18 protein-coding genes and 5 pseudogenes are annotated in these 21,235 nt (G+C 60.8%); 12 read left to right on the top strand and 11 right to left on the bottom strand.

The window, feature by feature from the left end:
• Positions 1-94: 94 nt before the first annotated feature.
• Together ACOIX3_RS11130 and ACOIX3_RS11125 are read right to left on the bottom strand one after the other, a co-directional pair.
• Positions 95-546: pseudogene (locus ACOIX3_RS11130) on the bottom strand (hypothetical protein).
• A 12-nt stretch (positions 547-558) separates the two neighbouring features.
• On the bottom strand, positions 559-699 hold the full coding sequence (locus ACOIX3_RS11125) for a hypothetical protein (RefSeq protein ID WP_420969812.1): 141 nt from the start codon (positions 697-699) through the stop codon (positions 559-561).
• Between the two features lie 555 nt (positions 700-1,254).
• Between ACOIX3_RS11125 and ACOIX3_RS11120 the strand changes: the two genes are divergently transcribed.
• The 5 genes and pseudogenes from ACOIX3_RS11120 (at position 1,255) to ACOIX3_RS11100 (ending at position 5,171) form a co-directional block, all read left to right on the top strand.
• A complete protein-coding gene (locus tag ACOIX3_RS11120; protein ID WP_420969811.1) occupies positions 1,255-1,677 on the top strand; it encodes a hypothetical protein in 423 nt (140 codons plus the stop codon).
• Complete coding sequence (locus tag ACOIX3_RS11115) at positions 1,674-2,060, top strand: TrbI/VirB10 family protein (RefSeq protein WP_420969810.1); 387 nt, start codon at positions 1,674-1,676, stop codon at positions 2,058-2,060. Before ACOIX3_RS11120 ends, ACOIX3_RS11115 begins: the two co-directional genes overlap by 4 nt.
• A gap of 593 nt (positions 2,061-2,653) precedes the next feature.
• Positions 2,654-4,351 carry an outer membrane protein gene (locus ACOIX3_RS11110; protein ID WP_420969809.1) on the top strand — a complete coding sequence of 566 codons (1,698 nt, stop codon included), beginning with the start codon at positions 2,654-2,656 and terminating at the stop codon, positions 4,349-4,351.
• Between the two features lie 118 nt (positions 4,352-4,469).
• Positions 4,470-4,654 (top strand): annotated as a pseudogene (locus ACOIX3_RS11105) (IS256 family transposase); the annotation flags it as partial.
• A gap of 208 nt (positions 4,655-4,862) precedes the next feature.
• Complete coding sequence (locus ACOIX3_RS11100; protein ID WP_420969808.1) at positions 4,863-5,171, top strand: transposase; 309 nt, start codon at positions 4,863-4,865, stop codon at positions 5,169-5,171.
• Between the two features lie 129 nt (positions 5,172-5,300).
• Here the strand turns inward: ACOIX3_RS11100 and ACOIX3_RS11095 are convergent, their stop codons facing one another.
• From ACOIX3_RS11095 to ACOIX3_RS11085, 3 genes are read right to left on the bottom strand one after another with little or no spacing between them, the layout of a single operon-like run.
• Complete coding sequence (locus tag ACOIX3_RS11095; protein WP_420965358.1) at positions 5,301-6,314, bottom strand: tyrosine-type recombinase/integrase; 1,014 nt, start codon at positions 6,312-6,314, stop codon at positions 5,301-5,303.
• Positions 6,311-7,225, bottom strand: a complete 915-nt coding sequence (locus ACOIX3_RS11090) for a tyrosine-type recombinase/integrase (RefSeq protein ID WP_420965359.1) — start codon at positions 7,223-7,225, stop codon at positions 6,311-6,313. Before ACOIX3_RS11090 ends, ACOIX3_RS11095 begins: the two co-directional genes overlap by 4 nt.
• On the bottom strand, positions 7,225-8,463 hold the full coding sequence (locus ACOIX3_RS11085; protein WP_420965360.1) for a tyrosine-type recombinase/integrase: 1,239 nt from the start codon (positions 8,461-8,463) through the stop codon (positions 7,225-7,227). Before ACOIX3_RS11085 ends, ACOIX3_RS11090 begins: the two co-directional genes overlap by 1 nt.
• A 152-nt stretch (positions 8,464-8,615) precedes the next feature.
• On the opposite strand from ACOIX3_RS11085, the gene tnpB reads away from it, so the two are divergent.
• Both tnpB and ACOIX3_RS11075 read left to right on the top strand, forming a co-directional pair.
• On the top strand, positions 8,616-8,939 hold the full coding sequence (gene tnpB / locus ACOIX3_RS11080) for an IS66 family insertion sequence element accessory protein TnpB (protein ID WP_420969807.1): 324 nt from the start codon (positions 8,616-8,618) through the stop codon (positions 8,937-8,939).
• A 72-nt stretch (positions 8,940-9,011) separates the two neighbouring features.
• Positions 9,012-10,616 (top strand): IS66-like element ISBj7 family transposase, encoded by a 1,605-nt coding sequence (locus ACOIX3_RS11075; protein ID WP_420969805.1) that lies wholly within the window; start codon positions 9,012-9,014, stop codon positions 10,614-10,616.
• A gap of 111 nt (positions 10,617-10,727) precedes the next feature.
• Here the strand turns inward: ACOIX3_RS11075 and ACOIX3_RS11070 are convergent.
• Positions 10,728-10,874 (bottom strand): annotated as a pseudogene (locus ACOIX3_RS11070) (transposase); the annotation flags it as partial.
• Positions 10,875-10,955: 81 nt separating this feature from the next.
• On the opposite strand from ACOIX3_RS11070, the gene ACOIX3_RS11065 reads away from it, so the two are divergent.
• Positions 10,956-11,384, top strand: a complete 429-nt coding sequence (locus ACOIX3_RS11065) for a hypothetical protein (RefSeq protein ID WP_420969804.1) — start codon at positions 10,956-10,958, stop codon at positions 11,382-11,384.
• Positions 11,385-11,395: 11 nt separating this feature from the next.
• Positions 11,396-11,497: pseudogene (locus tag ACOIX3_RS11060) on the top strand (hypothetical protein); the annotation flags it as partial.
• Between the two features lie 31 nt (positions 11,498-11,528).
• On the opposite strand, the gene ACOIX3_RS11055 reads toward ACOIX3_RS11060, so the two are convergent.
• On the bottom strand, positions 11,529-11,705 hold the full coding sequence (locus ACOIX3_RS11055; protein WP_420971990.1) for a hypothetical protein: 177 nt from the start codon (positions 11,703-11,705) through the stop codon (positions 11,529-11,531).
• 418 nt (positions 11,706-12,123) lie between these two features.
• On the opposite strand from ACOIX3_RS11055, the gene ACOIX3_RS11050 reads away from it, so the two are divergent.
• Positions 12,124-13,293, top strand: coding sequence for a sensor histidine kinase (locus ACOIX3_RS11050; protein ID WP_420969803.1), 1,170 nt, complete (start codon positions 12,124-12,126; stop codon positions 13,291-13,293).
• Positions 13,294-13,704: 411 nt separating this feature from the next.
• Here the strand turns inward: ACOIX3_RS11050 and ACOIX3_RS11045 are convergent, their stop codons facing one another.
• Complete coding sequence (locus tag ACOIX3_RS11045) at positions 13,705-14,556, bottom strand: host specificity protein (protein ID WP_420969802.1); 852 nt, start codon at positions 14,554-14,556, stop codon at positions 13,705-13,707.
• A gap of 200 nt (positions 14,557-14,756) precedes the next feature.
• On the opposite strand from ACOIX3_RS11045, the gene ACOIX3_RS11040 reads away from it, so the two are divergent.
• A complete protein-coding gene (locus tag ACOIX3_RS11040) occupies positions 14,757-15,014 on the top strand; it encodes a hypothetical protein (protein ID WP_420969801.1) in 258 nt (85 codons plus the stop codon).
• An 85-nt stretch (positions 15,015-15,099) separates the two neighbouring features.
• Positions 15,100-15,381 (top strand): hypothetical protein, encoded by a 282-nt coding sequence (locus tag ACOIX3_RS11035; protein ID WP_420969800.1) that lies wholly within the window; start codon positions 15,100-15,102, stop codon positions 15,379-15,381.
• Between the two features lie 1,091 nt (positions 15,382-16,472).
• Here the strand turns inward: ACOIX3_RS11035 and ACOIX3_RS11030 are convergent.
• The 3 genes and pseudogenes from ACOIX3_RS11030 to ACOIX3_RS11020 all read right to left on the bottom strand — a co-directional run bounded on the left by ACOIX3_RS11030 (position 16,473) and on the right by ACOIX3_RS11020 (position 21,044).
• On the bottom strand, positions 16,473-18,950 hold the full coding sequence (locus tag ACOIX3_RS11030) for a hypothetical protein (RefSeq protein WP_420969799.1): 2,478 nt from the start codon (positions 18,948-18,950) through the stop codon (positions 16,473-16,475).
• A gap of 742 nt (positions 18,951-19,692) precedes the next feature.
• Positions 19,693-20,107, bottom strand: a pseudogene (locus tag ACOIX3_RS11025) (DDE-type integrase/transposase/recombinase); the annotation flags it as partial.
• 109 nt (positions 20,108-20,216) lie between these two features.
• Positions 20,217-21,044, bottom strand: a complete 828-nt coding sequence (locus ACOIX3_RS11020; RefSeq protein WP_420969798.1) for a Ulp1 family isopeptidase — start codon at positions 21,042-21,044, stop codon at positions 20,217-20,219.
• Positions 21,045-21,235: the final 191 nt, after the last annotated feature.

Here is a 21,235-nt window from a genome sequence, read left to right as displayed (position 1 = left end):
CGGGCTCCGTTAAGTCTTCAAGGGAAGTGGAGGACCGAATCAACGAGATCCGGACGGGATTGCAGAGCTCGTCCGATGTTCAGTCTATCTCGCCCTATGAAAACGTCGCGGACAAGGTGGTGACGATCCTGGGAGCCTTCATGATCCAGGTTACCTTGAGGCGCTCCGGCTCGGGCCACATCCACGAAGGCCTCATCGACGTCGGCGCCATACCAATGATGATGATGCGATAGACCTTGCCGAACAGCGCGGTGCCCATCCTGATATTGGCGCAGGCGTTGACCAGATGGGGTTGAACTCGGTGACGCCGAGTCCGGCCGGATATTGCGTCACCCCAACGCGGACCATGGCCTGGCCGATGTAACGGCGGACGAGCTCGATGGCGTCATCCGGGGTCTTGGACGGTGTCACCAGGATGACGCGGTTTCCGGTCCGGACCGTGACGGCAAGCGGATCGGGCGCCCCGACCGCGCGGAAGGATTTTCCGACAATCGAAGGCTTCAGAGTAGGGTCGGCGCATCGACGAATCGTGGCGGCATCGATCATGATGATTCCCCTTCAGGTGTTGAACGAGAGCACGAGCGGCAGCGCGAAGAGGCGCACCCAGGCCTGGGTGCTCGCGCGTTGAACTGCGAGGATGCCGGTGCCGGCGGTCCACCAGTCGTTGCCCATCGAGACAAGTACTTCGGAGTGGAGCATCGACTGCAGGACGGGCTGAGCAGTTGCTCGTAACAGATCAAGACCGCAATGCGGTGGCGAGCGGACTCGACGACGGGGTTGGCAAAGAAGCTGGTCCTGGCGCCGCCCCACCCCGTCCATGCGAGCCAGGATTGCCACGTCGAGACCGGGACCGGCATACGCTGGCCTTAGAGCCGGCGCGCGCGACCGGCGCTGATCTCCATCATGGTGCTGTCATAGCCTTCGCGATCGGCGATCGCCGCACCGGCGATCACCGTGATATCGGTGCCGCGAAGGCCGTCCATCCAAAAGCCGTTCGTGGTCGGCGTCTACACCCCGGCCGCACTCTCGGAAGGCTAGATCGTGAAACCGGTCGTCGACCAAGGCAGCGGATATTATGCACGCTTCTAGCCCCTGGATTTCTTTTGGCTTTCGAGCGCCAGCGTTGGCATAACTCTCGGTCTCCTGCTTGAGCTGCTGGCAGCGTCGAGCTCGGCCGCGCTTATAGCACAACCGCCGCTGGCGCATCGCCGGCCAGCCCTCTTTCCGTTATGCAGCGCGGGTAAAGGGGTCATCATGACCCAATCGCTGAAGCTCGGCGGCGCTCCGAAGGAAGCGGAGGGCAAAGGAATCCGTCGCCTGAACCGGCTGCAGATCATCGTCGCGATCGTGCCGGTGATCGTGTTCTTCGCCGTCATCTTCTACGGCCTGACGTCGCGCGGTTTGTACTTCCGTCGTGCCGCCGGCATCGACACCGCGTCATCCAACCCGGCGTCGACCCATGCCGACCAGCTTAAGAAGGGGTCTCCACCGGCATCATCGGCGATCAACAAAAAACACAGACATTCCAGCCGGCACCGCCGGCGCCCGACGCACCAAGCCGGCGAACATCCCTTCCCGGCCGTCCGCAGACCGAAGGGCGGTCCGGCTGACAGCTCTAGCCGGAAGAGCTATGGGGGCGCGCCTCGAACGGGAGGCTTACGAGCAGTACCTGCGTGAGCGGCAACGCCAGCGTGGTCTGGACTGACATCATTTTCCCGAACGGCGCGACTTTGCAGATCGGAGGCATGGCGGGCACCGACGTGGGAGGCTGTGGTGGCTTCAATGATCAAGTCGACAATCATTATTTCCAGGTATTCGGCACCGCGATCCTGATCGTCGCGATCGGCGCGGCCATTGATATGTCGGTGCCGGCCGGTTCGCCTTATGGCTATCGGCAGACACCGTCCGACGCCGCGCGAAACAGCTTCGCGGAGACATTTGGCCGCGTCGCCGGACAGACGATCAGCAAGAACCTGAACGTCCAGCCCACTCGACCTGGCTATATGTTCAGCGTCCTCGTCGACCAGGACATGGTCTTTCCCAGCGCTTACCGCAGATAACGCTCCGAGGATGAATGATTGGTGGTCGTCGGCCGCACCGTCGAGCAGCAGACGACCGCTGTCACGAACACTCACGTAAGCCGAGCTCGGCGAAGCCGGATTATCGCGTGGGTAATCATGACAAGCCGGACGAGGCTGATGACGAGCGTCTCCTCTGCGTGCCGCGTTGCCTGAATCATCGCTCGTCAGATATTTTCCCGCGAGGTGCGATTTCAATAGCGCAGCGAACCAAGTGTCACCTCTCGGCAGTTAGAAGGATCCAGCGTCCAGGCCGGCACGGCTCGTATTGATAATGTCCACTGGATTCGAACGCTTCACGTAAGAATCGACAGCTAATTCGCAATTCTGTTCAGACCAACAGAGTCTCCTTCTGGTGTTACAGCGAGAATGGCGGCTTCGCGTTTCGCAACATTACTGTCGAACGCTAGCAGCGCGATTGTCGGGCTTGAGCCCGAATGTCGCAAATTTAACGCGTACCTGGCGCCTGGAGAGCCTCTTTTAAGCGGCATGCTGCTTGCTTCATTCGCGGCGCCATCACTGATGCCAGCGCGAAGGCGCTCGGTTGTGGATGGGGAAGCGCAGCGGAGTATTTGATGCGATCTGGACTTCTTTTTTGGGGAGCCACAACAATTGCGCTCGTCGCATGCGGTGCGGCCAATTCGGCAGACCTTGAGCCAGCAGTGCAACTGCCATCGGCTGTGTGGGGCTGGTCCGGTGGATATATTGGAGGGCACCTCGGCGGTGGTTATGGCCGGACGTCCGTCAGTAATTCCTACGGCCCGTCAATCTATGGCGACGTCGTCGATACCCCTGTGTTCCTGGCAGGTGGGCAGATCGGCTACAATTGGCAGAAGAATAGCTGGGTGTTTGGCCTCGAATTGGATGCCAGCGGTGCTGTCTCCCACGGCACGAGTACCTGCCTCGCTGCCTCCGGCTTTGTTGTGAGCGCGAACTGCAAGGCAAGTCCCAACGTCATTGCCAGCGGTACCGGTCGGGTCGGTTATGCCTTTGGCCCGCAGGGCCACACCCTGGCCTACGTCAAGGGGGGCGTCGCTTGGCAGAACAATCAAGGCGACGTCCTCAATAACCATGAGTTTGACCGGTGGCCGCTACAGGAGAAAACCCATTTTGCTTATGGTCGTGTCGGTGGCATCATCGGGTTGGGTGTCGAGCAGGCGCTTACGCCTGCATGGTCCGTCAAAGCTGAGTATGACTACCTGCATTTCGGCGGCCCGAGGGTCGAGACCCCTCCGACCGTGCAGTTTCCACCATTCGCGATTCTGCCGGCGAACACAACCAGCCTGTCTAGCAACTATCACATCGCAAAGATCGGGTTGAACTACCATTTTGGCGCTAACCCTTGGACGGCGCAATGGGGCGACGCGCCGCTCTACGCAAAAGCCCCCGCCGGTGCGCCGCCGATTGCTTACACGCCCGGTTGGTCGTTCGAAGGCGGCACGCGGCTCTGGCTCAGCCGCGGAAGATTCCAATGGGATCACAGCGCAGTGCCCTATGGCAGCCTCGAAGACCCCAGCATTCTCATCTCGAGGCTCACTTATCACGGACTTGACGGATTTTCCGGGGAGTTATTTGGCCGTCTAGACAGCCCCTGGGGAGCATTCTTGAAGAGCAATATTGGCACCGGGTGCTTCAACAAGGGAAAAATAAACAATGAAGATTGGGGCATTTGGGAATATCTGTCCTATGTCAACAACGTATCAGGCCAAGCAAACGGAAGGTTCACGTATTACACGGCGGACCTAGGTTACGATTTCCTGCGCGGCGCCACCTACAAGGTCGGCGGATTCATGGGTTGGACCTATTACGCCCAGAGCTCCGACTCGATCGGATGCATGCAGATTGCCAACCCCATGTTTCCATGCCCGGCGGCCGCTGATCAAATCATTGGCAGCCAGGATACTCAATGGAATGCACCTCGTATCGGCCTAAGCGCCGAAACCATGCTCACCGAGCGTTGGCGTTTGAGCTCGGATGTCGCTTACCTGCCTTGGACCGATTTCAAGGGGCGTGACCATCATCTCTTGCGCCCGGAGACCACTTTCACTGAACAACACGGCAACGGTGGCGGCGGCGTTCAGGTTGAAGGTGTCTTGTCCTACCTTATCACCAAGAACATCAGCGTCGGCGTCGGTGGCCGCTATTGGGCCATGTGGACCAAAAGGGGTGGCGAGTCTGAGTGCAGCAGCAGCGGCTGCGTACCGACCGGTTTTGCGAAGTACAGCATGGAGCGCTGGGGTACGTTCTTTCAGGCTTCCTACAAGTTCGATTGAGAGGCCTACCACAGCCAAGGGAGCTATGAGGGAAACTGGGTGATGACGGACTGAGATAGGTGGCGTATCGAGGCGGGTGTCGAATCCTGCCAGAACCTCTCAAGGAGAGCGATACGCCATGAACGAGACTAGCAACAGTATTCCGCTTCGTCAGCCCGACGAGATCAACGATCCAATATCCTGCGTGCTGGTGCGCGGCAGCTTCTGGCGCAGGCCGTCGAGGTCGAAGTCGAGACCTTTCTTGCCACGATGAAGGATTTGAAGCTTGCCGACGGACGAGCCCGTGTGGTGCGGCATGATTACACCGGCGCAAACGATCCAGAGTAAGCGGTGTGTCTCCCGCACCTTGTTCGGCGTGAGCTGATCGGCAACATGCGAGCCGTCATATACAGTAAGGTTCGCATATATGGTTGACCATATAGTTGACGCTTCAGAGCCACGGGGCCGGGTGGATATCCAGGTCGGAGCGGGGCGTCGGCGGCGGTGGAGCGCCGCGGTCAAGGGGCGGATCGTGGCGGAGTCATATGCGCCGGGCACAGTTGTGTCCGAGGTGGCGCGCCGGCATGACCTCTCACCGCAACACCTGTTTGCTTGGCGCAAGGCCGCGCGTGCCGGTCTGCTGACCTTGCCGGCGGAGGATGCACCGCTCTTCGTTCCGGTGGTGTCGGAGCTTCGCCCCGCTGGGATGTGCGTGGAAGCGGCAACGCGGAACGGGATAACGATCAGCATCGAGATTGGTGATGCGGTAGTTCGCGCAGCGGCGGGGGTCGATCCGGCCTGGCTGCGCGATGTGCTGCGGGCCGTGAGGGCGACGACATGATCGCGGCTTCGGCGGGCGTGAAGATCATGGTCGCGACGCGGCCGGTCGACTTTCGTAATTATGCGGAGCCTACGATTATGCGGAGTGCGCGGCGAGAAGTTGCTGCCCGCCGCGGTTTTCTCGTATGTCTCACTCCGCATAATTCGGCTTGCGTCCGGCCGTGCTCAGCATGGCCAGAAGCTTGTCGGGCGCCCGGAAGCGACCGGGCGTCAGCATCGGCGGCGTCATGGCGGCAAGCGCTTCGAGCTTCTCTGTCGGATCGGCGCGAAGGTAGACCTCGGTGCTTTGCAGGCTGGCGTGTCCGAGCCACAGCGAGACTTTCCGGACGTCCCGGGTCGCCTGAAGCGTATGCATGGCGCAGGTATGGCGCAGTACGTGCGGACTGACGCCTTTGCCAACGATCGAAGGCGCTTTGCGAGCGGCGGTGGCGACATGTTTGCTCAGGATGTATTCAAAGCCTGAGCGGGTCATCGCCTGGGCACGGGCGTTGCAGAACAACTCAGGAACGCTGCTGACTGGACGCACTTTGAGCCAAGCCTTTACAGTTGCGGCCGTCTGCTTCCAGAGCGGCAAGACACGTTCACGTCGGCCCTTGCCCATGATGTGCACGCTGGACATGGTCTGGCGGTCGATCTGATCGAGCCGGAGACCCACCAGTTCCGACACGCGCATGCCTGCGGCGAAGGCCAGATGCAGCATCGCTCGATCACGGATGCCGGACACGGTGCTCGCGTCTGGCGCATCTAACAGAGCCTGCAGCTCGTCACGGGTGAGATAGCCGACGAGCGCCTGATCGGTCTTCTTCATCGGGATCGCATGGATCCGACATGATTGGTCGAGGCAGGATGGTACCCTGTATTCCAGGTAACGGAAGAACGAGTTGATCGCAGCGAGCCGGGCATTGCGGGTTCGCGCCGAGTTGCCGCGCTGCTTCTCTAGATGCTCCAGGAATGCCAAGATCAGCGGCGCGTCGAGCCGTTCGATCTCGATCTTCGATGGCTTGAGCTTGAGCCGACCGGCGGCAAAGAGGAGCAGCAGCTGGAAGCTCTGGGCATACGCTTCGCTGGTATGCTGGCTCGCCCTGCGTTCTTTGGGCAGGTGCTCCCGCAGGAAGCTGCTCAGATAGGGGGCGAGCGCGGTCATGCGGCACCTCCAATGAGCAATGCCTCGCCGGCCTCGGCGATCTGGCCCATCAGGGCCGGCGTCGCCTGCAAGTACCAATAGGTGTCGGTCACGTGGGCATGGCCGAGGTAAGTGCTGAGCGCCACGATATGGCGGGCGACCGCAGCACGATCGTGGCGGCACTGCTCCAGCGAGCGGACCGCGAAGGTGTGGCGCAGATCGTGGATGCGCGGATCTCGCCCCGAGTACGCGCCCCTGAGATTGGTACCATCGAGGAGCTGCAGGAAGATGCGTCGCACAGTGTTGTAGGGTAGCGACTGCCCGGCAACCGATACGAAGAGGGCACGATCTGTGGTGGTCAGCAGCCGCCGGGCGACCAGATATCTGTCGAGCGCCAGCCGAGCTGTTGCGTGAAGCGGCAACAGCCGGCTCTTCTGGAACTTCGTTTGCCGGACGACGAGTCCATCGGCAGTCACATCGTCGATCTGCAGCGCCAATGCTTCTGCGATCCGCATTCCGGTAGCGGTGAGCAGGCCGAAGAGCGTTGCATACATGGTCGGTCTGATCGAGCCCGCCGGCCGGAGTTCCGCCGCAGCGCGAAGCAATCGTGCGATCTCGTCTGCACTATAGATATACGGCGATCGCCGCTTGACGACGGCGTGGCCGAGTGCATCCGCCGCCGGAACCTGATGGCGCGGATTCTCGGCGTGCATCGCCAGCGCGAACCGCCGCACGGTAAGCAACCGGTTACGGCGCTGCTCCGGTGACGGCGCACGTGCGGCCCATGCCAGGACGCGGGCGCTTCTGATGTGCCGGTCGCCGCGCTCCTCGGCGAAGCCGACGTAGCCCCTCAGCAGGATTTGCTGGACGCGGAACTTGAACCCCAGCGACTGCTGCTGGTCCACATATTTGGCAAGATATTTGCTCAGCATCACACATCTCCCGGCCAGGGTTGCGCGATCTGCAGCAGCATCGTCACGTCGACTTTGGCATAGTGCGCGGTCATGTCCGGTGAGCGGTGGCGCAGCACGGCGCCAACTGTGTCGAGCGTCGCGCCGCCCCGCAGCATGGCGGTCGCGGCCGAATGCCGAAGCAGGTTGGCCCCATTCGACGGAGCGGGGATGCCCGCCTTCCGTATTCCACCACGCACAATGTCAGAGACTGCGCTCGAACCTGTCAGTGGCCGGATTGGTGCATTCGACATGAAGAAGATTCGACCATCGGCGACGTGCGGCCGGGCCTGATCCAGATAAGCGAGCACGGCATCGCCGGCGTCTTGCGGCAATGGTAATCTCGTCTCCCGCCGCCCCTTGCCACGAACCGACAGCGTCGCCTGTTGCCAATCAATATCGGTGAGACGAAGAGAGAGAATGTCGCCGGCCCGCAAGCCCAGTCGTGCCAACAGCAGCAGGATCGCCCGATCACGAACGCCAGTCGCCGTGGTCTGGTCGCACGTTGCAATCAACGTCTCGACATCTGACGAGCTGATGTATCGCGGCAGCGACGACAGTCGCCACTGCGGAATGATTGGCACAGCATGATCGAGTCCCGCCCGGCACAACCCCCGCGCGGTGAGGAACCGCAAATATCCTCTCAGCGCCATCGTCATAGTCTTCACAGAGGCGAGCGAGACCCGTTTCGTCTCTGCAATGATCACCTCGCGAATGAGTTGGGCATTCCAGCTTCGCGGCTTGCTGCCAAGCGCCGGGAGCAGCCGCATGACCATGCGACCATGTCGATCTATTGTCAGCTCTGTGACGCCGCGATGCTGCCGCAGCCAGTCCTGGAACTCGACTACCCACCGGTCGAGCGTCGGTAATGCGAGCTTCGGCTTGCGCTGGACGATCCCGCGCTCGCCGAGAAACTTGACGAACCGGCACACCCGCCTCACGTACTTCTTGGACACGCCCTTCACGCGACGTATGCCGGGGCATCGACAGCGATGCCGAGCGAACCGATCGGTGACGCCATCATCGATGTCGGTGACTGCGACCTTGGACAGCGTCAGCCATTGCGCGAGGTGACGGGCTGCGGCGTCATAGCCGCTCACCGTCAAGCTCGAATGCCCCAACACCGTCAGGTGTCGTGCGAACTCCGTCACCAGCGGGGCAAGATCGCCTGCGTCCATGCAGCGCTGCCCGTGGCAGTGGTTCTCACTCAACTTGACCATTCCTTGTCTCCCTTTCGTTGCCATCAAGACAGGAAGGGAGGCCTCAGATTATGCGCAGCGGGGAAGAGGGCACTGGGAACTAAACTGTTGATAACGGAGCGGATCTCGGATCGAACGGCCGCGCACTCCACATAATCGTAGGCTCCGCATAATTGCGGTTATGTGGTTCACCACATAACCGCAAAGGTGCCGATGGTCTCGCCGCGCTGGTGCGCGAGCAACTCCACCATGATCCGTTCGCGGGAACGATTTTCGTCTTCCGTTCAAAGCGAGCGGACCGTTTGAAGATTTTTGCCTGGGACGGGTCCGGGCTCGTGCTGCTGTGGAAGCGGCTGGAGCATAGCGCGTTCCGCTGGCCGCCGATCAGCGATGGCGTGATGCGTTTGTCTGCCTCACAGCTCGCCGCGCTGATGGACGGCCTGGATTGGTCGCGCCTGGATGCCCGCGACATTGGTCAGCCGAGCGCAACGTCGTGAACCCTGTGACCAATTGAATCATGTCGGCTGCAGTCTTCCACAAGGGCCCGCGAATCAGCTTGAGTACCGGGCGTGAGCGAGACCACGGATCAACTTCCGACCGAGATCGAGGCGCTGCAGGCGCTGGTTGCGGCGGCACGCGCGGAGCGCGACGCGGCGATCGCAAAGTGCGACGCGGCGATCGTCGAACGCGATCAGGCGCTGTCGCAAATGGATCGCCTTCAGCATCTCTTGCGCCAGCTGCAACGCGCGCAGTTCGGTCGCCGCTCGGAGAAGCTCGATCCTGAGCAGTTGCAGCTGGCGATCGAGGACATCGAGCAGGCCATTGCCGGCGATGAAGCGGTCCAGGACAGGAAGGACACGGCAGGCGCACGCCAGCGTGCTGAACGGCGCCGCGCCAGCCGTGGTGCGCTTCCGGCCCATCTGCCGCATATCGACGTCACGATTGCCCCGGAGGATACCAACTGTCCGTGCTGCCGCACGCCTCTGCATGTGATCGGTGAGGAGACCTCACGGCGGCTCGACGTCGTCCCGGCACAGTTCCGCGTGATCGTCACCCATCGTCCCAAATATGCCTGTCGGGCCTGCACGGATGGCGTGGTTCAGGCGCCGGCACCAGAGCGGCTGATCAAGGGCGGCTTGCCGACCGAGGCGATGGTCGCCCATGTTCTGGTCGCCAAATATGCCTGGCACCTGCCGCTGTATCGGCAGGCTCAGATGCTGCTGGCGCAGGGTATCGACATCAAGCGCTCGGTTTTGGCGTTCTGGGTGGGCTATGCAGGCGCAGAGCTTCGTCCGCTCTGGCTCAGGCTGCGCGAGATCATTTTGACCGCGAACAAGATCGCGGTGGACGAGACCACAGCGCCTGTGCTCGATCCCGGCCGCGGCCGCACCAAGAAAGGCTTCTTCTGGGCGATCGCGCGCGACGATCGGCCGTGGGCCGGGGCCGATCCGCCGGCAGTGGCCTACACTTATGCGCCTGGTCGCGGCGCCGTCCACGCGCTCAAGCTGCTCGACGGTTATCGCGGCATCGTGCAATGCGACGGCTACACCGTCTACAAGACCATTGCCGACACCGCGCCTGACGCGGCGATCACGCTCGCCTTCTGCTGGGCTCATCTGCGGCGACGCTTCTTCGACGTTGTCCAGGACGGTCCTGCTCCGATCGCGAGCGAAGCGCTCGAGCGTATTGCCGCTCTCTCTGCGATCGAGAAGACGATCAGGGGCCGCAGCGCCGATGAGCGTCGTGCCATCCGCCAGGAGCGCAGCAAGCCGCTGGTGCTGGCGCTCAAGGCCTGGTTCGAGCAGCAACTCACCCGCGTCTCGGGCAAAGCGACAATCGCTGAGCACATCCGTTACGCCTTGAACCACTGGGTTGGCCTGATGCGCTTCCTTGACGACGGCCGCATCGAGCTCGACACAAATATTGTCGAGCGAAGCATCCGTCCTCTTATCCTCAACCGCAAGAACGCACTGTTCGCGGGGCATGATGAGGGCGCGGAGAACTGGGCCTGCATCGCTTCGCTGATTGAGACCTGCAAGCTCTGCGGCGTGGAGCCGCAGGCCTATCTGACCGACGTCCTCACCAGACTCGTCAACCTCTGGCCGGCCTCGCGTCTGGACGAACTCATGCCCTGGGCGTGGAGCGCCGAGCAAGCTAAAAGCCTCGCCGCTTGATGAACTCGCTTCCTGGATCGCGACCGCTCCAGCCGGCCTCGTCGCCGCCGGCTCCGTGTGTTCCGACAACGTCAACAACCCGTCGCGCACGGCCTTGCGCCAGGTCGACAAATGCTGCGGCGATAGACCGTGGCGCCGCGCGACGTCCGAGACGATCGCGCCGGGAACAAAGGACTCCGCGACGATCCGTCCCTTGACCTCGCCGCTCCAGCGCCGCCGAACCCGTAGCTCCGATGCGTCGACAACACGCTCGATCATATATGCAAACCGTCCTCTTCAAGACGGAACGCATATTGCCGGTCTGCTCAACAGCAACAAGGTGCGGGAGACACGCCGCTTATGCATCACCTCGGCGAAATCCTTCTAGAACGGCAGCGCTTTCTCTATGGCGTGCGCGTCGCGCAGGACGTTACCGCCACCAACAGCTGGAGGATCGCCTGCGCGAAGGCGAGCAGCCGCGTGCGCGATCTTCTGCCGGCGGCCATTTACACGATGGACGCCCAAGGACGCATCAATTTCTTCAATCGGGCCGCGGTCGAGATGGGCGGCAGAACCCCGCAGCGGGGCGACGAGTGGTGCGTGACCTGGAAACTCTGTTGGTTCGATGGGTCTCCGCTGCCGCACGACGAATGCCCGATGGCCATCGTCGCGCCGCGCGAAAACCACCCGGTCCGCGGCGCCGAGGCGGTGGCCGAGTGCCCGGACGCAGACAAGTGCCGTTTATTCCCTATCCGACGCCATTGCGCGACGCCGCAGGCAACCTGGTAGGCGCCGCAAATATGCTGGTCGGCATCAGCGAGCGCAGAGCAGAGAGCACCCAAAAGGTCCTCATTGACGAGCTCAACCACCGCATGAAGAACATTCTTGCCACGAGGCAGTCCCTCGTGAACCAGACCGCCCGCCACGCCGCCCTCAGCAATTCTTGCAAATCTTCTTCACCGTCCGGTCGACGTTATTGTTCTCGTGATCGATCTTGCCATCGCTGTCACGCTGGTCGATGGTCGTTGGCTGCCCGATGCCGGCCGGAGGCCGCAGATCCTTGCGCATTGGCGGCCGGCGTTCCCGATGAGGCTGCTGTTCCGGCTGCATTGGTGCCGGGGCTCGCTATGCCTGTGCGGCCTCCATTGACCATTCCCTGATTGGGTCCGGAATGGGGCACAGTCGTGCCATTGGCGTTGCTCGTTGTCGCATTGGCATTGGCGTTCGGGGCCGCTGGGGATGGACTCGTGGTCGCGGTCGAGTTCGCAGTGCCAGACGCTGCCGCACTGGGGGAAGATGTTGCGGCTGAACCGCCCGCGCCCGCGAAGGAGCGCCACACCGCCGGCGCCGCCACCACCCCCACCCTGAGCGAACGATGCGCAGGGAATGACGATAGCCCAGCATAATGCGATGCCTGAGGGTTTCATGGCGCGGCTCCTTTAGCGACCAAGCCAGCTTCCAGTGTTTCGTTCCTATCGTACGGTCTCGGTGCTTAGGCACAATTCATGAAGCCCGAGGTTAGAGACGAATGGAGGACCACTCGACCGAACACACTGAGGGCGATCTGCTGGACAAGCTCCGGCGCCACATCCGCATTTTGGTCGATATCGGTCGTCTTTCGGTCGAAGACGCCGGAACAGAGCGCTTCTTGGACCAAGCCGTGCTGCAAATTGCCCGAGCCGTGGAAATCCACCATGTTAAGGTGCTTCAATATCGTCCAGACACGTCCGATCTTCTGTTGATTGCGGGAGTTGGCTGGAAGGAGAGTGCCGTCCGCACCGCCACGCTGTCGGCCGACCTCCGCTCGCCGCCTGGCCGCGCCTTTCAAACGGCCGAGCCTGTCAGCATCAGAGATTTCGCCGAGCAGAAGGAATTTGTTCGTTCCGAGTTCTTGGCAGAGCACGGGATCGTGGCTGTCAGCAACGTCCCGATCCTCATCGGCGGCGCCGCATGGGGCGTGCTGGAGGTGGACAGTACGAAGCCGAGAGACTTTTCGCAGGATACGACCGAGTTTCTGACCGCCGCCGCCGCGCTGATAGGCGCTGTGCTGCGTCGCGATGCGCGACCGGAAGAACATGCAAGCCTTATGGCTGCGGTCGCGGAAGTTAAGAAGGGGCAGATCTTGCTTCGGGAGATGCAACATCGGGTCAAGAACAACTTTCAACTCGTCCTGTCCTCGATTTCCATCCAGAAGCGCCGCTATCTTGACCCGGAATCACACCGCGCTCTGGACCACGTGGCCAGCCGCATCAACGCCATCTCGCTCGCACATGACCAGCTTGCCCCTCGCCAAGAAGGGCAGATCGTCAGACTTTCCCATTACATCCGGGCTCTTTGCAGCGCGATCCGCAATCAGGTGGATGAGGTTGAAGTCGACGTCGAGTGCGACGAGCTCGAATTGGCGATCGACCGGGCCCTCCCGGTTGGCCTCATTTTGAATGAGACTGCGATGAACAGCATCAAACATGCGTTCGGTGCAGAGGGAGGCAGGATCAGCGTAGGTTTGGTGGGAGGCGTCGGCTACGGCGAGGCTCGATTGACGGTGACCGACAACGGTCGCGGCATTCAACATCCGAACGAAAACGGGTCGGGCCTTAAGCTGATTACCTCTCTGGCGAGACAAATTGGCGGTACCGTCGATCAGACCAGCAGCGACGCGGGTACAACAACAACACTTACATTTCCTTTGATAACCTAAAGTGGGGCGTGCTGAGGCAAGCACGGAAAAGGGTGCGCCTCAGCTATTGCGCGCCAAATCGGCCGACGGTACGCCTGCCGGACCACGACAAAGCCCCCATCGTTGCCGATGTGGGGCAATAGTTTTGCACGTTGCGGGTCACCAGCTCTCAACGGGCTTCGACCAGTTCCGAGTTTTGGAGGATGGTTTCCCTCACCGCGCCAGCGTGCCTGGCCGCTGCTCTGGGAAGAATCGCACAAGGCTATTTGGATGTGGTTAGCGGCACTAATGTCTGAATAGGATAGGCAGGCGAACGGGGCGCACGCTGCTAACGTACGCCCCCCTCGTTTAACGCTAGGACCTTCGCGGCGCCGCGTCCATTCACGAAACAGCCGTTATTTCCTGCCCAGGTCTCTCTTTATTGCGGCTGTTCTACCCCATGCGCAATTGTCCGAAGTGCAGCGCCAAGAGGGATGACGGATCACCACCTGAAGAGGTCGTTTCGGCACTTTCAACACTTGCTTCAGAAGCGGTGTCACTATCCTCGACCTTAGTAAGATACTTCGTAGGTTTGTCTACTCGCTGCCACTCGTTGCTCTCGTTCTTCGCCCACACTTCGGGATGCTGGTTAGGATCAAGCGCCCAATAATTACGACCCATGTGGACAAAACCCATTTCGGTCAGACGGGGTTCCATGCCCTCCGTGCCAGGACGTGACAAGACCAAGGGATGGTCGCCGTCCTGTCGCAGTTGATGCTCCAGCAGAATATCGCCCGCGTTCTCGACCAACGGATGAGTAACCCGAAGCTCAACCACGGACGTGATATTGTTACGTCCAAACTGTTGCCAAAACTGCTCCCCCTTGATTTGAGCCGGCCCACCTGCTTTTAAAAGCCCGACAGTTTCGTCACCTAACTGATAGCTGTAGAATCGTGCTGGCTTGATTGGATCTTCGGAAGTGTCGAGGTAGCCTCCAGCAACCGTTGCTGCGTTCCAAGCCTTCCCGGACACGCGATCCGAGTACTCTTCTGGGTTACCGGCGATGTGCATGATGTCGCCGCCCAAAAATCTCCTCAGTCCCTTTTCGAAGGAATCTTGATCGATCTCTATGATCGGCGGCTTGGAAGCCAGAGAGTATGGCGTCGTTGTCACCGACGACGACGTACCGGGCTCCATGCCCGCAACTGTCTCCGCAAATCGGGGGCTCTCTCCCTCATCTCCAGATTCATCAACATGGCTGGCGCTTCCAGGCTGGCTGGACGATCCGACGATTCTACCATACATCAGATTCGCTCTCCTCTCGGCACAATTGCACGCTGGAGCTCGTGCCGCACAAGCTCCGCGGAGAGGATATACAGCTTGGCTGACCACAATCTGACGCATAGGCGGCCAATTTAGGCTCATTCCCAATCCTCAAGGGAGCAGGCAAACAAATAAAGAGTCCTCTGTGAAAAACACGGACGAGCGCTGATTTAAGCGATCTTTTGAGCCGCGACAGTTTCGGCGAAGGCCCGGATGATGGCACGCAGAGTTCTGCGAGCCATCCTGATCGGAATCTATCGCGGCCGCGCGGCGCCCAGTTCGCCCTATGGCGCGGCGGCGCGCTTATCGTCCTCATGTTCTGGGCATTCTATTCGGCTCAGATATTCCTCTTCGGCGCCGAGCTTTCCAAGGCCATCGCCGATGAGCGCGCGCCAGCCGATCGCCGGGTCGAAACGAACCTAACAGAGCATGAGGTTTGACGTCCTGGAGCCCTTCACGCTTCTGTAACAAACCCGCGCGCCACGCATTGGTTTGCGGGACAGAGCATTGAATCAAGATAACGACATGCCTAAAACCAAGGAGTTGCCGCTTGAGCAGATCGCCCGTGCGAAGCGCTTGGCGCGGGCCATGAACATCGACGCCAACCGGGAGCGCTTCGAGAAGTTGACGGCCAACCTTCAAAGCGAACTGGAAGGGGCGGAGGGTCAATCGTCAGTCGCCCCGAACGCATCGGAAGACAAGGTCCAAACGAATGGCGCTGCCGAAGGGCGGTCCGAGACTGCAAAGTCGGACGCTACCGGCCCAATGGCGAACGCTGAAGGCGATCAGGGGCCGACGACGGACTAGCTTGTTGGGCCGTCCATGCTTCGTCCTTACGTGACATATGTTAGAGCCCGGGTCCCCTCACGATTGGGAACAGAATGCCGCCGGCTCTTAATCGACGTGACCGAACGACTAATCTTTGGATGCTGGCGCGCGACCTGGCGTCGAAGTGACACAGCGTGAGACACCGGCCAAACGCCAGATATCCTACAGGGATTCGGCAGATTCCTGCGAGGTTGGAGCCGGCGACTCAGAACACCAAGCGCTGACTTAAGCTTATCGGCACGCTGCTCGACGACGAAGGCAGATCAGGCTGACCAATCACGCCGAGCTTCGTCGTCGTTAAGGCGCTCGGCCACGTCGGCAGCGAGGTCTGCATCCTCCGTATTTGCGATGGTTTGCCATCTTGCTTTTTTCTTTTTTGGCCTTCGGCAGTCACCGGAAAATCATCAGGTGTCAGCGGTTTCCTTGAAGTGGGCGGAGCCGGGGCCTCCTACCGGAAGCGAAGCTTAGAATACTCACAAACCGAGATTCCAAAGGCGTTGATTCCGCACACGGTTTGAGCGACCGATCAGGACAGGTTGGGACCTTCAGGCCGATGAGTGTTGCGGCTTACGCCCGCGTAGTTAGAGCGAGGCTGTAGTTTTCGCTTGGTGAGAGCGGGTCTGGTCGATATCTCAAAGGCCGCGTCGGTGACCGCATCAACGCCGTCCTCGCCGCGGCCGGCTACAACTTCGGCCTGCTCCTGCGATGGCTCGCAGAACTCTTGCGTGCCATCATCCGCGCCTTTGGCCGAAACTGTCCCGGCTCAAAAGATCGCTTAAATCAGCGCTCGTCCGCGTTCTTCACGGGGGACTCGAATAGGCTGAACTCAAGCGAAGTCGACCTCGGAACGTCACTGGACCATTCGAGGCTTTCCCAGCTCTACACCGAGTCGATTCCCATCTACGCGTTGCCTTACATCGATGCCGATCCCGTAGAGATATAGAGGGAGTACCGTTTGCGACCAGATCATGGACGTTTGAGAATCGTCTCCGTTCGGCTCGGCGGTTGATTAAGCTGACGATGCCCTGCGATGGCTCGCAGAGCTCGTGCGTGTCAATCATCCGAGCTTCTCAGCCAAATTGAGGATATATGCGAACGCGCTGGCGCCCCTCGCTTTCTACCAGCTCGGCCCTGTAAGGCACCCCGTGAATGTCGAAATGCGTTGGCCGCCCGACCTCCGGCATGATGCGGTGGCTCTCCAGGGCGGGAACTAGGTAAGCCGGAAGGAATCGTTCGCGGTGCTCCCATCCGCCCCGGATCAGAGGCCCAAGATCCACCACAGCCTCACGGGTCTCGGCTCCAACGATTAGCGAGGGCTGATGGATCGGCTGGGATGGCCCGGGTTCACTTGACTGGCGCGCGTGCGGATGATGGATCAGGAATACATCTCGCCACCCCCCTGGTGTGAACGCTGCCGAATAGCGCTCACCGTTGATCGTAAACTGACTTGGTGCAAACGGGCTTGGCAGCAGATTGATGTTTCCCAACACGTCAACCAACACGCCGGAGGCCGCTTGGGAGCCGTGGCGCCAGTCCGCTCCAACGATCGCCCCGATATCTCGCAGTTCCTGAGCTGGCCCTGACGGTCCGGCGAACGACGGCATTCCGGCAAATTGAGGCGCGGGCGCTGAGTGCGCGTCGTCACGCAAGTCGTGCGTGGGCGGATTAAGCAGCGAATCGCGACCGCCGTAGATGTTTGACGACGGAGCCCTCACGGACGATGGTGACGCCGGTTCTTGCATCTGTTGCCCGAGCCAATCCCAGGCCCCCTGGCTCGGGCTGGCTGGAGTCGCAGGATGTCCGAGCGGTAGATTGGGCTGCGGGGCCCAATGTGGCACCGGCACTGGTGAGGCGGGTCCGTGGAACTGCTCGCTGAGCCAATTCCATGCTCCCGCGCTTGGCGTGGCCGGCGTTGCAGGAAGCTGCTGCGGCGAGCCGGGCTGTCGTCCAGTGTCTTGAGCGACGGACGCCTCGGGCTGCATACCCGCTTGGTCCGCCTGGACGTCGTGCAAGTAGTCCTGAAGATGCGAGAAATCGGGACCGTATACTTTACCCCCGGCTCGCCTGAACGCCGCCAGATCTTTCTGCAGCAGTGCATCGTCCTGCGGAGTGCCGTTCAGTCGGCCAGCTATACTCTGCTTGTTCTGGGTTCGGAGCCAAGCGCTGAAATCGCGAAAACGGGAAGCCCGGTTCTGGTGATCCTTCCTCTGTCGCGCCGTTGAGGCTCCGTCCATGGCATGCTTCAACGCGCCATCGATGAGGGGGGCATCTTCGGGATAAGGAATCCGGGTGTGGCGTGCGGGGACAAGGGGGGCAGTTCCGGCTTCATCCGCAGACGCGAGCTGCTGGAGATGATTCAGAGCAGACGTGAGGCGCTTCTCAGGATCCTTACCGGAACTCCTGTACTCCTCAAGGTCGGGGGCTAACTTATCGTCTCGCAACTGAGAAGCCAAAGGGGACTTGTTGTTGATATGGAGCCATCGAGCCAAGTCCCTAAGGCCGTAGTATGCCTTATTGACCGTTGCTTTTGAGCTCCCGCCCTGCCCGGTGGCCCGAAACCTTGCCAGGAGGTCCGCATCTTCGTCAGCGAGGTCCAGGCCTAGTTCGGACGGCGGCGGGAGGCTCCCGGGCGCGAACCTGTTCAGTTGCGCAACGACAGCCGGGCGGCCACCAGCCCTAAGATAGTCCCGCACATCCGTGACAAGAGACCCCTGGCCGGAAGAATGCTGGTCGAGCCGGCCGGCTATGGGGGCCCGATTGTTTTCGCGCAGCCAGCCGCTTAGATGGCGCAGATTAGCTCTCGATCCATGGATGGTGCCGGAGGGCATACCCGCAGTCCGGGCTGCAATGGTGAAGCCGTGCATAAGCACCGCGTCCTCGGCATGGGGCTCAAAGCCATCGCGCTCGGCCCGACGCCCACGAACCTCTGTGTTGACCACAGATTCCTCTTCCTGCCTCGGGCCCGCCTCCGACGGACGACTGCGCTTCGCGAAATCCATGCGAAGCTCTGAATAGACCGCCTCGGAGGACGAGCCGCCGTACGATTTTTCCCGGCGGTCCCCTCCAAAGACCTTACCGAGCCTTGATTTGACCCGAGAGAACAGTCCACGGGGCTTATTGTCCTTCGTCCGGGCCGTAGATTGCGCTTCCGAGGGCGCTGCGTAGCGCATGCTGCTGATTGGACTGCCCCGCAGGTCAGACCGGTAATCGTTTGCAGCCGAGCTAAGATGAGCGGGCGGAACATCGACACTGTAACGCGTGCTGTTGAACGAACTGTCCCACAGGTTAGATCTTGGCGGCATTCGCATCGAACCACCAACGTCCGTGCGCTGAACATTTTCATGCGACCGCGCGGCGGCTGGACTGTCGGGGGAACTAACCTCAGGCGAACTCTCCTCGGGGGAGCGGAGCTGCAGCTCACCCAACTGCTGCTCAAAGCCAGTTTGATCCGCAGGCTCGAGGTCGGCCTCTTGCCGCGCACGCTGCAGCTCCTGCTGCTCTGCGTACCAGCGCATCCAATAGTTCGGATCGTTATAACCCGCTTCCATACCACTCTCCCTAGATGAGATGACTCTTAATAGCTGCAGGAGCCACGCTCCGGTGCACTGACCACAGAGGCTCCAACTTCAAAAAACCAAACGTCAAGGTTGCCAACATGAACAGGAGGACAGCCATCGCGCGCCGCTCCATGCTCGTGCATGCCTCGCACCAGCCCAACCTTGGCTGCCGAAGAGCCCTGCGGCGTTCTGGGCGGCAGGTGACCACTCGCCAAACCTCAATACAATCCCGGAAAACGAAAGAAGAATACGCGCCACGTCAGACAGCAAGCGCGTTCGCGCTCTCCTGCGGACAAGCTCGCATGCAGAACATCGGAACTGAAATTGGGACGGCCCCATTGCCCATGTAAGACCTCCGGGATTTGATACTTGCACTGCAAATCCTGCTTTCTCTTCAATTCTTCAGTTCAAAGCCTCACATTCGCCCACCGGGTGGTGCCTGCACAGCCACATACTCGAATGCACCTGACGTCTTGAGACATTGAAGCCTCTCCTTGTAACTATGAAGCTCAGAGCGATGGTGCATGTATGATTCAGACTGTACAACCTGACGCTACGTCAATTTCAAGCCCATCGTCGTCGCGGCGAGCTTACTTGGCTGGGGCCCGCCGGCAGATCGATCCGCATGCCATTTGGAAGTTATTGCCCGATGCTCCTTGGCCGCACTCCGCTGCAGACGCTGAGGTGCCCGACCGGACATCATCATGAGGCGCTGGGCAGGCAGCCTCAACTTATCGACCGCCGAGCTGAAGGAGGCGCTTCTCAAAGGTTCGAGATTCCGCGATCGCTTGTCGTGGAGATCTCGCGCCAAGTCGCAAAGGCTCGCTCGCGCGAAGCGCGACGGAAGTCGGCAATGACGGCTCCGGGATAGGGGATGTGGAAAAGGTTCGCGACCTGATCGTGAACTGACAGAAACCGTTGAGCCTGATGGGACGATTTGAAACGCTTCATGATCCGCTCGCGTCGCCGCGTCGGCTGATGAGAATTCTCGGCCCGATTGTTGAGAGCTTTGTACTGGCGATGTTCGACGTGAAAGCCCATCTTCGCCCTCGCAGCGCCGTACGAATCATCACACGCGGCAGCGTGCCGGCGGATTTCAAGAGCTTCTTCATGAGCCGCTGCGCAGCGCGCGAGTCTCTTCGGCGCCGGTAGTCGAACTCAATCGGCTGGCCTCGTGCGGTGCGGGGCGTGCGTACACCGGCTCGGCAGGCAAGGTGACCAATTGCCAGATAGGAGTGTCGGCCAGAGCCCCCGACATCAGTCCCTCAGTCGGTTTTGCAGTGCCTGCCGATCGACGACGAGTTCGTCGAGGTTCAGAAGGTCTGGCTGCCCTCCTTGCGCCAATTGACTAACCAGCTCCCGCGTGGCGTCGACGACAAAGACGCCGCAATCATAGGTGTTGTCCTGCCGGGGCGCCTGGGGCCACTCTAGGCGGGCGCCCAGCCGGCCTGCGAGTTGGCTTGCAGGTATCTCATTGTAGCGTCCGTTGGAGTCGTAGTGATAGGCAACCGGCCTTTGCCGGTTGTGGCGATCAACGAGCAGCAGCGACCAATGGCTGCCGCGGCGATCAGGATCTGTAGGATGGGCGTCGTTCACTGGCAGGAACAGGAAGTCGGCTCTATCGTGACCTTGCCGATCATGGACGATGTCGTTGAAGGCACTTAGCGTGTCGCCCCAGGTCAGCTGACTGGCTACGAGGGGGTCCACGAACTGCGTCCGGCCGGCGAGATTCGGATTGGTCCTCCGCAACTCCTCCTCCAGGAGCCGATAATCCCTGTGAATATGCTCGTCGGTGAGCCATTGCGTGTCGCCGAGCATCAGTCGGCTCCGGCTGGACGAGGCTGTCGGACCCAAAGTCCCGAGCTGAGCATTGGAGGTGGTCGGAAACGCCCGCACAGAATCAACCTCGTCGCGTAATTCGGACAGCGTGGGCGCAGTCAGATCAACCAATGGAAAACCGCCGTAGATGTTTGACGGAGCCCGGGCGGCGTGCATCGGCGCAAAGTGAGCATTGTCACGCAACTCAACGGGTGTGGGCGGATTCGGATTAACCTCTGGCTCGATACCGCGGTAAATGTCTGACATTAGCGGATGTCTCCTCAGGCGACATCTGCTCGTTCAGCCAAGCCAAAGCTTCTGCGTTCAGGATTGGCGCAAGCTCCTGCGGCGCTTCGAGCTGTCGAGCGTCCTGGTGATGCCCCGGTATTGGCCCGGTAGACGGCGGCAAAACGTCAGGCGGCGGACCCCAAGCAGTGTCACGCAACTCGAAGGATGCG

The organism is Bradyrhizobium sp. B120 (genome assembly GCF_049075665.1).
GTDB lineage: Bacteria > Pseudomonadota > Alphaproteobacteria > Rhizobiales > Xanthobacteraceae > Bradyrhizobium.
This window is presented reverse-complemented; position numbering and strand designations above follow the sequence as displayed.

Excerpts from the sequence above, each read along its gene's own strand:
- ACOIX3_RS11090 (WP_420965359.1), bottom strand. The coding sequence starts at position 7,225 with ATGCTGAGCAAATATCTTGCCAAATATGTGGACCAGCAGCAGTCGCTG.
- ACOIX3_RS11055 (WP_420971990.1), bottom strand. The coding sequence starts at position 11,705 with ATGCAGCCGGAACAGCAGCCTCATCGGGAACGCCGGCCGCCAATGCGC.
- ACOIX3_RS11065 (WP_420969804.1), top strand. The coding sequence starts at position 10,956 with ATGCATCACCTCGGCGAAATCCTTCTAGAACGGCAGCGCTTTCTCTAT.
- ACOIX3_RS11125 (WP_420969812.1), bottom strand. The coding sequence starts at position 699 with ATGCTCCACTCCGAAGTACTTGTCTCGATGGGCAACGACTGGTGGACC.
- ACOIX3_RS11050 (WP_420969803.1), top strand. The coding sequence starts at position 12,124 with ATGGAGGACCACTCGACCGAACACACTGAGGGCGATCTGCTGGACAAG.
- ACOIX3_RS11085 (WP_420965360.1), bottom strand. The coding sequence starts at position 8,463 with ATGGTCAAGTTGAGTGAGAACCACTGCCACGGGCAGCGCTGCATGGAC.
- ACOIX3_RS11110 (WP_420969809.1), top strand. The coding sequence starts at position 2,654 with ATGCGATCTGGACTTCTTTTTTGGGGAGCCACAACAATTGCGCTCGTC.
- ACOIX3_RS11045 (WP_420969802.1), bottom strand. The coding sequence starts at position 14,556 with ATGTATGGTAGAATCGTCGGATCGTCCAGCCAGCCTGGAAGCGCCAGC.
- ACOIX3_RS11020 (WP_420969798.1), bottom strand. The coding sequence starts at position 21,044 with ATGTCAGACATTTACCGCGGTATCGAGCCAGAGGTTAATCCGAATCCG.
- ACOIX3_RS11035 (WP_420969800.1), top strand. The coding sequence starts at position 15,100 with ATGCCTAAAACCAAGGAGTTGCCGCTTGAGCAGATCGCCCGTGCGAAG.
- ACOIX3_RS11095 (WP_420965358.1), bottom strand. The coding sequence starts at position 6,314 with ATGACCGCGCTCGCCCCCTATCTGAGCAGCTTCCTGCGGGAGCACCTG.
- ACOIX3_RS11030 (WP_420969799.1), bottom strand. The coding sequence starts at position 18,950 with ATGGAAGCGGGTTATAACGATCCGAACTATTGGATGCGCTGGTACGCA.
- ACOIX3_RS11120 (WP_420969811.1), top strand. The coding sequence starts at position 1,255 with ATGACCCAATCGCTGAAGCTCGGCGGCGCTCCGAAGGAAGCGGAGGGC.